Annotated in this window: 10 protein-coding genes; 3 read left to right on the top strand and 7 right to left on the bottom strand. The window is 71.8% G+C overall.

What is annotated here, in order from left to right; translation table 11 throughout:
- Positions 1 to 125: 125 nt before the first annotated feature.
- From ACFU95_RS12895 to ACFU95_RS12880, 4 genes are all read right to left on the bottom strand, one after another.
- On the bottom strand, positions 126 to 632 hold the full coding sequence (locus ACFU95_RS12895; protein WP_383825960.1) for an NUDIX hydrolase: 507 nt from the start codon (positions 630 to 632) through the stop codon (positions 126 to 128).
- A gap of 49 nt (positions 633 to 681) precedes the next feature.
- Positions 682 to 1,401, bottom strand: a complete 720-nt coding sequence (locus ACFU95_RS12890) for a DUF6333 family protein (protein ID WP_383825958.1) — start codon at positions 1,399 to 1,401, stop codon at positions 682 to 684.
- Between the two features lie 73 nt (positions 1,402 to 1,474).
- Positions 1,475 to 2,452 (bottom strand): hypothetical protein, encoded by a 978-nt coding sequence (locus ACFU95_RS12885; RefSeq protein ID WP_383825955.1) that lies wholly within the window; start codon positions 2,450 to 2,452, stop codon positions 1,475 to 1,477.
- 119 nt (positions 2,453 to 2,571) lie between these two features.
- Complete coding sequence (locus ACFU95_RS12880; protein WP_383826072.1) at positions 2,572 to 3,204, bottom strand: hypothetical protein; 633 nt, start codon at positions 3,202 to 3,204, stop codon at positions 2,572 to 2,574.
- Positions 3,205 to 3,614: 410 nt separating this feature from the next.
- Between ACFU95_RS12880 and ACFU95_RS12875 the strand changes: the two genes are divergently transcribed.
- Together ACFU95_RS12875 and ACFU95_RS12870 are read left to right on the top strand one after the other, a co-directional pair.
- Complete coding sequence (locus tag ACFU95_RS12875) at positions 3,615 to 6,803, top strand: glycoside hydrolase (RefSeq protein ID WP_383825952.1); 3,189 nt, start codon at positions 3,615 to 3,617, stop codon at positions 6,801 to 6,803.
- A gap of 68 nt (positions 6,804 to 6,871) precedes the next feature.
- Positions 6,872 to 7,189, top strand: coding sequence for a hypothetical protein (locus ACFU95_RS12870; RefSeq protein WP_383825949.1), 318 nt, complete (start codon positions 6,872 to 6,874; stop codon positions 7,187 to 7,189).
- Here the strand turns inward: ACFU95_RS12870 and ACFU95_RS12865 are convergent.
- From ACFU95_RS12865 to ACFU95_RS12855, 3 genes are read right to left on the bottom strand one after another with little or no spacing between them, the layout of a single operon-like run.
- On the bottom strand, positions 7,167 to 7,529 hold the full coding sequence (locus tag ACFU95_RS12865; protein WP_383825946.1) for a hypothetical protein: 363 nt from the start codon (positions 7,527 to 7,529) through the stop codon (positions 7,167 to 7,169). The two genes, ACFU95_RS12870 and ACFU95_RS12865, sit on opposite strands and share 23 nt — an antisense overlap.
- Before the next feature lie 45 nt (positions 7,530 to 7,574).
- On the bottom strand, positions 7,575 to 8,906 hold the full coding sequence (locus ACFU95_RS12860; RefSeq protein WP_383825944.1) for an ATP-grasp domain-containing protein: 1,332 nt from the start codon (positions 8,904 to 8,906) through the stop codon (positions 7,575 to 7,577).
- A 3-nt stretch (positions 8,907 to 8,909) separates the two neighbouring features.
- Positions 8,910 to 10,160, bottom strand: coding sequence for an ATP-grasp domain-containing protein (locus ACFU95_RS12855; RefSeq protein WP_383825941.1), 1,251 nt, complete (start codon positions 10,158 to 10,160; stop codon positions 8,910 to 8,912).
- Positions 10,161 to 10,746: 586 nt separating this feature from the next.
- On the opposite strand from ACFU95_RS12855, the gene ACFU95_RS12850 reads away from it, so the two are divergent.
- On the top strand, positions 10,747 to 12,387 hold the full coding sequence (locus ACFU95_RS12850) for a sigma-70 family RNA polymerase sigma factor (RefSeq protein ID WP_383825938.1): 1,641 nt from the start codon (positions 10,747 to 10,749) through the stop codon (positions 12,385 to 12,387).
- Positions 12,388 to 12,402: the final 15 nt, after the last annotated feature.

The raw sequence follows: 12,402 nt of genomic DNA, 5'->3' as shown, positions 1-12,402 counted from the left end.
TTCCGCATCATGTCATATAGCACTGATGGCGCCTATGACCTCGCCTGGAGGTGCGGATGGCCTGGTGTTTCTCCGCTGGGAGACGTCGCGAGGGGACGCCGGAGCCGGAAGTCACCGGCCGAGCATCACCGGGTCTTCGACCCTGGACGTGCGGCGAGATACCGGGCGAATGCCTCGCGGGCGTCGGGAACGAACGCCTCGTGGCGCACCAGCTCGACGAGTTCGGACTCCGTCAGCCAGTCGTGCCAGGCGACCTCTTCGGGATCGGGCGTGACGGGCTCGATGACGACAACCTCGTGCAGGCCGAGCCAGTACGGGCTGATCGCGCCCGCGCACCTGAACTTGAGCACCAGCCTCGGAAGACCTAGGACGCCCAGTTCCTCCGCCAACTCCCGTGCGGCGGCCTCTTCGTAGGACTCGCCCGCCGCCACGGCGCCTCCGAGCATCCAGTTGAGGCAGCCCGGGAACCGTGCGGCGTGGTCGGGGCGGCGGTGCGCGAGCGTCCGTCCGGCTGTGTCGCGGCACACGATCGTCGCGATCCGATGCAGCCACCGGTGTCGCATCGCTTCGCCCCTGCCGACGACGGCCAGGACCTCATCGTGCTCGTCGACCCGTTCAACGAGTTCCCTCATGGGGCACACCGTGTCATGCGGCACTGACACCCTTGCCCCGCCTGCGCGTTCACACCGGGAAGTACAGCTCTTCCATCGTGGACGTGGCGAACTCGGTGTGCCGCACACGGAAGGCCGTGGTCCGGAGGCGCCCGATCCGCCAGGGGTCGGCCTCGCCCAGGGCCAGGGCGGCGAAACCGGCCCATTCGACGTCGGCCGGGTCCTCCTCGTCCAGGCCGAGGTCTTCCAGGTCCCCGGTGGCGATGCCGAGGGCGGAGGCGATGGCGCCCGGGTCGCCGGTCACCTCGAACGGCTCGTCCGCGGGCCAGCCGGTGGCGTGGAACATGGCCCCGTCGGGCAGCCAGACGAGGTCCTCGGTGTGGGCCGCCGACCCGGAGTGGAACAGAACACGGCCGACGATGCGGGCGTCCGGGTAGCGCTCGCGCAGCCTGCGGGCCTCGGCCAGGAGGGGGAGGTCGTTGCCGCTGTCGGCCAGTGCCGGGTCGCATATCCCGAGGACGGTCCCCCACGCGGCCGTCTGGACGGTCTCCAGGTCGGTGCGCGTGTTCGGGTAGGGCACGTCGTGGACCGACCGGGGGCCGACCTCTTCCAGGACCTCCTCCACCGTTCCGAGCGACGCGGCGAGCTCCGCCGCCCGGGCAGCGTCGTTGGCCGGCAGCGTGCGGGCGTCGACAGCGAACGGCGGGAGGAGGACAGTGATGTTGCAGTGGCCCATGGAGCCGTACACCATGCGGTGGGGAGGCAGGGTCCAGTAGCTGTTGCCGGACATGTGGACCACCGTAGTGGCACCTGCAGTTGGAGGACGGCCGGGTGTGGGTCCGGTCCCCGCTCGGCGCGTGCGATCAGCCGGTCAAGGGCCGCCACCGCTCCTTCTGTGCGGCGTCCAGCCTGCTGCGCCACACCAGCGCGGCACCGACCAGACCGGGCTTGTCCCGCGTGGCCAGGGCCGGGGCTTCCAGCATGTCGGCGGCCTCCTCCAAGTACGTGACCAGTGTGTCGAGTTCGTCACCGGGGCTTTCGCCGTAGCGGGACCAGCGGCCCAGGTAACCGGTCCCGGTGTCCAGGTACAGGCCCGAGGTGTGGTCCGTCGCGCCCTGTGCGACCACCGGAATCCAGGTGGGCCGCCACACCGTGATCCGGTCCTCCTCGCAACGGCGGGCGTCGAGGGCGTCCTCGTGGGCCTGGGCGTCCATCTTCAGCCGGTGGACGTCGGCCACGGCGTCCAGGGTCAGCAGCGCCTCATTGCCCGGAAGGCATCCCCAGCCCCAGCCGTGGACGCCGGCGTCGCCCGCGGTCAGCAGCCACAGGGCGCACAGCTCGACGGGTATCCGAACGCCGAGGTCCGCTTCCAGGGCGGCCATGGCGGCGGGGCCGGTGCCGGGGCGCAGGGCGGCGTAGGAGTCGGGTGCGTTGTGCCGGAGCCAGCCGGTGACGCGCTGCCAGGCGTCGGCGACCTGCCGCACGGCGACCGCGTCGGCGACAGCGTCGCCGGCCCGCGCCGGAGCCTGTGCCGGCGCCTGTTGATCCCGCGTGGCGTCCTCCGAGTCCGCGGCGTCCGCGGAGCGCCCGGCGGAGGAAGCCGGGCTCACGAACCGGATCTGGATCCGGTCGGGCTCCCGGATGTAGCCGACGGCCAGGTCGGGGCAGTCCTCGAACAGGTCGCCGTCGACCATCACGGTGAGGATGCCGGGCAGCGGGGAGGGGTGGCCCATGTCCGGGTCCTCCGCGAGCCGGCCGGCCAGCACCTTCAGGGCGTACGGAACGCCGGCCCCGAACTGGAGGGCGGTCTCGCGCAGGTCCTGAGGGATCTCGACGTTCACGGGCTGCTGCTCCTCGACGATCGGAAGGAGGGCGGTGCCCCCTCCTCACAGTAGGACGCGAGCAGCACTCGGGGAGAAGCCCGGGGGCGTGTACGGCCCCCGGGCACCGGCCCTCCGGATCACAGACCGTCGCGCACCATGGCGGCGACGATCTGGACGTGACGGTCGGCCGCCGTGTTCGAGAACTCGTTGTCGTAGTTCAGGCCGTACGGCCAGAAGTGGCCGCCGCCGGTGGACAGTTTGGCGGACGAACCGTCGAACTGCCTGACCAGCGCCGTGGCCTGCGCACCGGACCAGGTGCCGCTGCCACCGAGGCGCGACCAGCCCGAGCTCGTCCCCACGCCGATGGTGTGGGCGATCTCGTGCAGGGCGGTCCGCTCGTTCATGTAGCCGCGGTTGCCGAAGCGGATGGTCCCGTTGATGTTGCCGTCGGCGGTGGGCACGCCCGGGTCGTACCGGACGGTGATGGTCTTGCCCAGGTCGCTGAGGTTGTTGTAGCGGGCCACGGCGGCGTTCATGGCCCTGGTGATGAGGTCGTAGGCGGTGCGCTGGTCCTCGGTGGGGTTGCTCGCACGTTCGAGGGTCCAGGTGATGGTGGCCGCCGCGGTCACCTGTCCCTGGGCTGCCCGTTCCGTCTGCGCAGCGGCCTGCGGCGTGGCCTGCGCGATGCCCGGGCCTGCCAGCAGGGTGGCGGCCAGCGCGGCCACGACCGCCTTGCCGCGCCAGGGGATGGACGTGCGCGGAGCGGACATCGAGGTTCGTCGTGAACTCATGGAGGTCCTCCTGTGTGGGGGGAGAGAACCGTCGCGACTGCGTTGGGGGGCGACGGAAGTTCAGGTGCCGAGCGCCCGCGGCCGGGCCGGCACTGCGGACGGGGCGTGGGCCGGTGCTTCGGCGGATCTTGTTCGGTCGTGCGAAAAGGGGTGACTGGCACGGCAGTTGGGCCCGACAGCGGGAAAGCGCTTTCCCAGGCTTCCCGGAGAGTAATGAGCCGCCTTGGACATGTCAATGAGCTCGCCGAACCCTCCGGTGAGGACCCAACTCGCCCGCCATCTTGACGAGTTCATTACCATCCCCGAGCATTCCCTGAGCGCGATTCTTTCTGTTCGGTTCTGTTCAGCTCTGTGTCGTGGAAGGGAGTGCCGTGCCCCATCGGCATCGCATGGTCCGGTCTCTGGCGTCGGCGGTTCCCCTGGCGCTCGGCGCGAGTCTCACGGCCGCGCCCATGGCGAGCGCGGCCGGCGCGGCGGACCCGGTGCCGCGCAGCGCGGTCACCGTACGGATCGACCCCTCCTACCAGCAGGAGGAGTTCGAGGGATGGGGCACGAGCCTCGTCTGGTTCGCCAACGCCACCGGCAATTATCCCGACCCCGTCCGAAGACGGCTCGTGGACATGCTCTTCGGGGCCGACGGCCTCGCTCTCAACATCGCCCGGTACAACATCGGCGGCGGCAACGCCCCCGACGTCCGGGGGGACTACATGAAGGCGGGCGCCACCATGGAGGGCTTCTGGAAGGCCCCCGCGGGGACCACCCGGCAGGACATGGACTGGTGGGACCCGAACGACCCGGACCACTGGAACTGGGACGCGGACGCCGGTCAGCGCTGGTGGGTGGACCAGATCAAGGACAAGGTCAGCCGCTGGGAGGCGTTCAGCAACTCGCCGCCCTGGTTCCAGACCGTCAGCGGCTACGTCTCCGGCGGTTTCGACGCGAGCACCGACCAGATCCGCGCGGACCGCGTCGACGACTTCGCCACCTACCTGACGCGGGTGACCGAGCGCATGGAACAGGCGCACGGCATCGAGTTCGACACGATCGACCCGCTCAACGAGCCCAACACACCGTACTGGGGCACCCAGCTCGGTGCGGACGGGCAGCCCACGGGAGGGCGGCAGGAGGGCGCGCACGCGGGCCCCGAACTCCAGCAGAAGGTGATCCTCGCGCTCGACAAGGCGCTCGACGGAGCGCGCACCGACGCCGAGATCTCCGCGATGGACGAGACCAACCCCGGCATCTTCACCCAGAACTGGAACGCGTACGGCACCCCCGCGCGCGCCGCCGTCGACCAGCTCAACGTGCACACCTACGGCACGGGCCGGCGCACCAGCGCGCGGGACATCGCCAAGGGCGCGGACAAGAAGCTCTGGATGAGCGAGGTCGAGGGCACCTGGGGCACCGGCACCGACTTCACCGGCATGGAACCGGGCCTCGGCATCGCCACCAGGATGGTCGACGACATGCGTGAACTGGAGCCCTCCGCCTGGGTGTTCTGGCAGCCCGTCGAGGACGCGATCCCGCAGGCCGCGGCCGGCAAGAACTGGGGCAGCATCCATGTGCCGTTCAACTGCACGGCCGAGGACACCCTGGAGACCTGCCCGATCCGGACCAACACCAAGTTCCACACCATCCGGAACTTCACCCACTACATCCGCCCCGGCGACCACTTCGTGAAGGCCGACGACCCGTCGAGCGTGGCCGCGGTACGGCAGGACGGCCGATCGACGACCGTGGTGCACGTGAACGGCGGGACCTCCGCGCGCTCGGTGACCCTCGATCTCTCCCGCTTCGGCAAGGTCGCGTCGCGGGCCACCGTCACTCCCGTGGTCACGAGCGGTGACGGCGCCCTGGTGCGCGGCACACCGGTCCGGGTGACCGAACGGTCCGCCACTCTCTCCGTCCCCGCCAAGTCGGTCACGACCTTCCTGGTCGACGGGGTCGGTGGCGTGGCGCGGGACGCGGCCCTCGTCCAGCCCGGTCATGTCTACCGGCTCCAGGGGGCGCAGAGCGGCAAGTCGTTGGCGCCGTCGGACGACGGCAGCGGCGCAGTCATCCGCACGACCGACACCGCCGACGCTCAACAGCTGTGGTCCGTACGGAAGTTGACGCGCGGCACCGACAACCGCGAGCGCTACGCCCTCACCCACGCCAAGACCGGCAAGCGGCTCGCCGTACGCGACGACCAAGCCGTCCTGGAGGAGCCGGAGGGCGACCACGCCCAGGTCTCCGAAGCCGCGCGGTGGATCATGTCGACGACCGGCGACGGCACCTGGACGTTCGTCAACGCCGCCACCGGCCGCCTCGTCGACGTCACCGGCCAGGCGACCGCGGACGGCGCCAAGGTGTCCACGTACACCCCGACCTCGGCCGCGAACCAGCGCTGGACCGTGACCGACGAGACCGTGCTGCGCACCGAACCGGCCGAGGCGTTCACCGTCCCCGGCCTGCGGCCCGAGCTGCCGGTGACCGTGGCACCCGTGTTCCGGGACGGCACGCGGGGCGCCCTGCCCGTGGTGTGGAACCTGCCGCCGGACCGGAAGTGGCGCGAACCCGGCACGGTACGCGTCAGGGGCGAGGCGAGGGACCCCCTCGGCCGGAGGATCACCGCGCGGGCGGTCGTCACCGTGGACACGATCGCCTCGACCCTCCCGGGCCGTGCCAAGACCTACGCGGGCGGCACGCCGGACCTTCCGGCCACGGTCGTCGGCATCGGCCGGAACGGCGGCCGGGCCGACCTTCCGGTGACCTGGGACCCGGCCCCCGAGGGGGCGTTCGACACGAGCGGAGTCGTGACCCTGGCCGGTGTCGCCCGGATCGTCGGCGGCGGCACCGTCGACGCGGCCGTGCGCGTGCAGGTCACCGAGCCGGTGGGGACCAACATCGCCGCCGGCGACGGCGTCTCGGTCGACGCCACCTTCACCGAGAGCGGGTACTCCGCGGAGCGCCTGCGCAACGGCGACCTGACCGAGAAGGGCTGGTCCAACTGGAAGCCGGGGAACACCAAGAACCCCTCCGACACCGTCACCTTCACCCTGCCGAAGGCACGCGACCTGAGCCGCGTCGTCGCGCACTTCTACCGGGACGGCAGCAGCGCCTCCTTCCCCGAGAGCCTGAAGGTGCAGGTGCGCGCGTCCGACACCGGCACATGGGTCGACGCGAGCGACCCCGTGGCGGTCGGGACCGAGGACACCCCGGTGGTCGACGTCCCGGTCGCGGCGGGACCGGCGTCCGGGGTGCGCGTCGTCATGACCGCACGACAGGGCGGCTACCTCACCCTGAGCGAGATCGAGGTCTACGCCAAGACTCCGGGCGCCTCCGCGGACGCGGCCGCCCGGTCCGTCGAGGTGAACGGGAAGCCCGTCCCGTCGTTCGACCCGGACACCACCACCTACCGGGTCGTCACCGACACCCCGAGCAGGACCCGGGTCACGGCGACGGCACGCGATCCCTACGCCACCGTCGCCGTCGACCGTCTCGACGAGCACGACGGGAAGGCGGTGACCGTCGTCTCCGTGACCAGCGAGGACGGGGCACGGACGCGGACGTACCGGATCCATCTCCTGCGACGCTGAGGCGGTCGTCACGGGTCACGCGGTCCCGCCCGTACGCGCGTCGTGCAGCGCGTACAGCCCGCTGACCCGTGCACCGCGCAGGCGCTCGGACGGCTCGATCACCGCTCGCCGTCTTCCGGGTGGTGGAGGAGGCGGTGGTGGCGATCGCCTCGGTCGGAGGGCTTGTCGGCACGCGGGCGAAGCAGAACGCCGCCAGGAGATACAGCGGCGCGGCCGTGACGACGAGCCACGTCAGGGCGTCGGTGCCGAACAGCGCGAGCGCCCCGGCCGCCAGCAGCGCCCCGACACCGATGCCGGTGTCGCGCGGACTGCCGGTGAACGCGAACCAGCCGCGCGTCCGAGCGGCGGGAGCGGCGTGCAGGATCAGCGTGCGCTGCGCCGTGTAGTAGGCGTTGACGCCGGGCCGCACCAGAAGGTAGGAGTCGGCGATCTGCCAGGGCCGGTCGGCGAGGAGGAAGGAGAGAAGGCCCGCGGCGCTGACCACGTTGGCGACGACGGTGAGGTGCCCGGGCCCGTGCCGGTCCATGACCGGTCGGCGACGAAGGCGACGGGCAGGGCGACCAGTTGGCCCACGGTGACGGCTGCTCCGACCGCGGCGAGCGGCAGATCGCGCAGGGTCGTGAAGTACAGCAGGCCGAGCGGCAGGAGCATGCCGTTGCCGAGGGAGTAGATGAGGTTGCCGGTGATGAACGGGCCGTGTCCGAGGGTGGCCGGGATGCCGAGCACATGACGCAGCCGGCGCGCGGGCCCCGCGGGGCGTGGCGGTGCCGGTCAAGGGGTGAGCAGGACCCGGATCTTGTCCAGGACCTCCTGCCGCGGCCAGGCCGCTGTCCGGTGCAGTTCCTCCAGCTGCTCGACGGTCCGCTGCTCGTCGCCCTCGGCGACGGTGAACACGACGATGTCGCCGTGGCTCGTGCCGTCGATGACCAACTCATGTGCGGTGATGACTTTCAGACGGACCGTCAGCTCGGTGCGTACCGCCGCCGCCAGGCGCTCGGGGGAGAGGAACTCGATGGCCCATCCGGTACGTCGCACGGGCGCTGGGGTGTAGTCGCGGCGCGCCATGGCGGCCAGGGCGTCGAAGGTGTTGGTGCCGGAGGCGGCGCAGGACAGTGTGGTGGCGCCGCCGATCCTCGGGTTGATCTCCAGGACGACGTACCGCGAACCGGTGTAGATCATGTCGACGTTGACGGAGCCCTGGACGCCGAGTTCCTCGCACAGGGCGGTCAGCCTGGCCGCGACGGGTGCGAAGTCGGCGTCGGCCTTCGGTCTGGGGCCGCACCAGCGCAGGTCGGCGAAGGTGAAGACGGGCTCGGCGCCCGCCGTGCCCGTCCAGCACACGGGCAGGACACGGTACTTGCCCGGTTCGCCCACGATGTCGACCGAGCACAGCGCGCCGGAGACGCACTCCTCGATCACCGCCGACACCTCGGGCGGATCGGAGAGGTAGGCGTCCAGGGCCGCGGTGTCGGGCAGGGCCCGGATTCCCATGCTGGTCGAGTCCCACAAGGGCTTGGACAGCAGTGGATGGCCGAGGCGGGCGGCGGATGCGCGCAGGGTGTCCGCGTAGGCGGGGAACGCCACCCCGCGGCCCGCGAGCAGATCGGAGTCGACCTTGACGCCGCGTGGGGTGTCCAGGCCCGCGCGGACGAGGAGCTGCTTGGTCTCCCACTTGTCGCACAGGGCCAGGGTCGACGGCAGCGGGGTCATGACCGTGGGGATGCCCCGGGCATCGAGGAGTTCCTTGACGGTGGCGTCCCGGAGCGCGTTCTCGCAGGGCAGGGAGATGGAGACGGAGGCGTCGGCGCCCCACCGCGTGACCTCCCGGGCGAGTTCGGCGGGGGTGACGTCGGCGTCGAGGCGGCGGCGTTCGCCGGGGAAGTCCCCGTCGTCAGCGGTGCCGTGCGTGTGGAACAGGCAGCTCTCGATGCCGAGTCGGGACAGGTCGCGGACGCATCGCTGGATGTACGGGTCGGCGCGCCGGATCTCCACGGACCGCAGAAACGCGATCTTCTGGACGGAATCCTGCGCGGTCCTCCGTACCGGATGCCGGGCGGGGTTCCGCGCGGCGTTCCGCGAGGCGCTCCGCACGGGGCCGGGCATGGATCAGCTCACCTTCACTCGGGAGTCAGCGATCACCTGGCCGGCGAGCCGACGGGCCTCGTCGACGCACGCGGCGTGCGCCATGACGTGCCCCACCCGGCCGGAACTGTCGGCCGGTTCGGGCACCCGCTGTCCCGGACGGATGTCGATCCGGCTGTGGGTACCGGGCACCTCGGGGATGACGACCTCCTCCACCACCCCCGCCCGGTCCGGCAGCAGGAAGCGAAGTGCGGCCGCCGCGTCGCGGGTCGGCGCGATCCGCGGTGGCCGCCCGGTCACGACCCGCAGATAGGCGGCCGCTTCGCTCACACCGGTCGCGGCCTCGACGATCTCGCAGATGTCGTCCCCGGGCAGGCGGGCCCCGGTCTCGATGACGACCGGCCCCCCGCCCGGGGGGATCTTCACCTCGGTGTGGGCGATGCCGTTGCGCACCCCGACGGCCACCGCGGCACGCGCCGCGGTGTCCTGGACGGCCCGTACCGTGCCCGGATCCAGCCCGGCGGGGCAGGAGTGCCCCGTCTCCACCCGGTATCGGCCCGCCGTGGTGTCCTTGCGGACCACGGGCAGCGGGTAGGGCACGCCGTCGTGCACGACCGTGTCGGCGGAGAACTCCTCGCCGGCCACATAACTCTGGAGCAGCACCCGGGAGTCCAGCGGCAGACCGTGCGGCTCGGCGCGGGTGAACCGTCCGGCGGCGGCCACCGCGGCGTCGAGTCCGTCCGGGCCCGCCAGCACGCTCACGCCCCAGGAGCCGCCCTGCTCGGCGGGCTTGACGACGAGCGGCCACCCCAGCCGCCCGGACGCGGCGACGTCATGGGCCTGTTCGGCGGTGGCGACCACCACCTGCGCGGGGACCGGTACGCCCGCCGCACGGAACGCCTCCGCCATGGTGATCTTGTTGCGGGCGGCCTTGGCCCGCAGCGGGTCGTTGCCCGGCAACCCGAGGCGTGCGGCGAGCAGGGCCGCCAGCGGGGTCAGCAACTCCCAGCAGACCGCCACACCTGTGATGCGATGCGCGCGGCAGTACGCCTCCATGTCGTCCAACGCGCGTGCGGTGTCGGCCAGTTCGGTCAGACAGACACCGGCGAGCGCGCCGGTCAGCCAGGGATCGTAGCCGGCGTGAACCCGCTCGTCGGTGGCCGCGTGCAGCCGTAGGCCCAGACGGGCCGCGGCCCGCACGAGGAAGGGGCCCGCGTTGCCCATGGGCTCGATCACCATCACGCCGGTCGGCTCCGGCTCGTCGCTGCTTTCCACGTCACCCAGTGGACCGGTCCCGACGGCGCACCGTCCATCGGGCTGTCCTCTGAAACCAACTCGCTGATGACAGCGCCGAGTTGGCGGAAGCCACAACGATGACGCCCCGTCGACGTGGGGGAGTAAAGCGGCGACGGTGGGCCGTGTCCTCGCCGGCACACCCCTGGGCGGGACCGCGATCGCCCCGTACGCCTGGGAACGCCTCGAAGCCGACCCCACCCCCGGCCCGCTCGGAGCCGTCCACTTCACCGGTTCCGGCCCGCCTGGTCCTCAGGACGTCGGCCTGGGGGGATCTCGACTGTGGCCAGAACGAAGAGGTTAAAGAGGGGTGTTGCGCTGGATATCAGCGCAAAACCGATGAGCGGGTGAAGTGGGGCGAGATGGGGCGTTCAGGTGCAGATAGTGCCCCCATCGGCGTTCGGAAGCTGTCAGTCCCCCTCGATGTGACTTTCCCCATTGCGCCGTCCGACCGGCCCCGTGAGTCTCTCGTGGAACACGTGTCCGAAGAACCGTTATCCCGGGCCCGCCGATCGATCTCCCAGGTATCGGACAGCATCGTTCGGCGTCGAGGACAGGGAAGTTTTTGATGAGTACAGAGCGCACGAGGGAGTCGGCGGCACTGGTGATCGCTGCCGGAAGCGGCGATCCGGAGGCTCAGGACGCCCTGGTCAGCGCCTACCTCCCGCTGGTCTACAACGTCGTGGGGCGGGCCCTGAACGGCTCGGTCGACGTCGACGACGTCGTGCAGGACACGATGCTCCGTGCCCTGGACGCGCTGGGCGGTCTGCGCAGCCCCGAGAGCTTCCGCTCCTGGCTCGTGGCGATCGCGATGAACCAGGTCCGGGCGCACTGGCGGGACCGGCAGTCCGCCCCCGGCGCCGTCGAGGAGGCCGAGGATCTCGCGGATCCGGGCGCCGACTTCGTGGACCTCACCATGGTGCGGCTCCAGCTGTCCGGCCAGCGCCGGGAGACCGCACGCGCGACGCGCTGGCTGGAGCCGGACGACCGAGGGCTGTTGTCGCTCTGGTGGCTGGAGTGCGCCGGTGAGCTGACCCGGGCCGAGGTGGCCGCGGCCCTGGAGCTGTCGCCGCAGCACACGGCGGTCCGGGCGCAGCGGATGAAGGCGCAGCTGGAGGCTGCCCGGGTCGTGGTGCGGGCGCTCGACGCACGGCCGCGATGCGCGGAACTTCAGGGCGCGCTGGCCTCCTGGGACGGCCGGCCCTCCGCGCTGTGGCGCAAGCGAATAGCCCGGCATGCCCGTGGTTGCGGGCATTGCTCCGGTTTGTGGAGCGGGTTGATGCCTGCCGAGGGACTGCTGGCCGGTCTCGCACTGGTCGCCGCGACACCCGCCCTGCTGGACAGCGTGCTGTCCGCCACCGGCGGGATGGCTCTGGCCGCATCGGCGTCCCGGTCGGCCGCCTCGCCAGGCCGCGGCGGCTCGGGCCCCGGATCCGGACACCGCGGCGGACAGGGCCGCGCGGCCGCCCGCGGTGAGGCGCGCCGGCGCCGACGCAACCGGCGCCGAGCCGTCGGCGGTGCCGTCGTGGCGGCCTGTGTGGCGGGCGGCGGCCTCTGGTACTTCGACACGGAGCCCGGCACCGGGACCGAGGAGGCCGCCGCCTCGCGGACCGCCGCCGCGCCCGCCGTGGAGATCTCGGAACCCAGTCCCGTCGAGACCTCCCCGACAGCCTCGAAGTCCCCGTCGCCGTCCGCCTCGCCCTCGAAGAAGGCGACCCCCTCCAAGTCCCCGCGCCCGACCAGGAAGAGTGTGCCGGCGCCCCGGCCGTCCACACCGCCGCCCACGCGGACCGCCTCCAGCACCCCGCGGACACAGGCGGCCCCGACGGGTGACGTGGCGCAGGTGGTCGCGCTGGTGAACAAGGAGCGGTCGGCCGCCGGATGCGGCCCGGTCTCGGAGGACCCGCTGCTCGACAAGGCCGCGCTGGGCCACTCCGAGGACATGGACGCCCGCGACTTCTTCGACCACACCAACCCGGACGGCGCCGATCCCGGGCAGCGCATCACCGCCGCGGGCTACACCTGGTCCACGTACGGGGAGAACATCGCCATGGGCCAGCAGACGCCGGAGGCGGTGATGGAGTCCTGGATGAACAGCCCCGGCCACCGCGCCAACATCCTCAACTGCTCGTTCAAGGACATCGGCGTGGGCGTCCACAAGGCTTCCGGCGGCCCATGGTGGACCCAGAACTTCGGCGCGAAGCAGTGAGCGGGACGGCCCCGA

The sequence above is a fragment of the Streptomyces sp. NPDC057623 genome, from assembly GCF_042800355.1.
Lineage (GTDB): Bacteria > Actinomycetota > Actinomycetes > Streptomycetales > Streptomycetaceae > Streptomyces.
Note: the sequence above shows the minus strand (reverse complement) of the source record. Positions and strands in the feature narration are given on the sequence as shown.

Coding starts and splice junctions, on each gene's coding strand:
- ACFU95_RS12895 (WP_383825960.1), bottom strand. CDS start 632: ATGAGGGAACTCGTTGAACGGGTCGACGAGCACGATGAGGTCCTGGCC.
- ACFU95_RS12890 (WP_383825958.1), bottom strand. CDS start 1,401: ATGTCCGGCAACAGCTACTGGACCCTGCCTCCCCACCGCATGGTGTAC.
- ACFU95_RS12880 (WP_383826072.1), bottom strand. CDS start 3,204: ATGTCCGCTCCGCGCACGTCCATCCCCTGGCGCGGCAAGGCGGTCGTG.
- ACFU95_RS12875 (WP_383825952.1), top strand. CDS start 3,615: ATGGTCCGGTCTCTGGCGTCGGCGGTTCCCCTGGCGCTCGGCGCGAGT.
- ACFU95_RS12860 (WP_383825944.1), bottom strand. CDS start 8,906: ATGCCCGGCCCCGTGCGGAGCGCCTCGCGGAACGCCGCGCGGAACCCC.
- ACFU95_RS12850 (WP_383825938.1), top strand. CDS start 10,747: ATGAGTACAGAGCGCACGAGGGAGTCGGCGGCACTGGTGATCGCTGCC.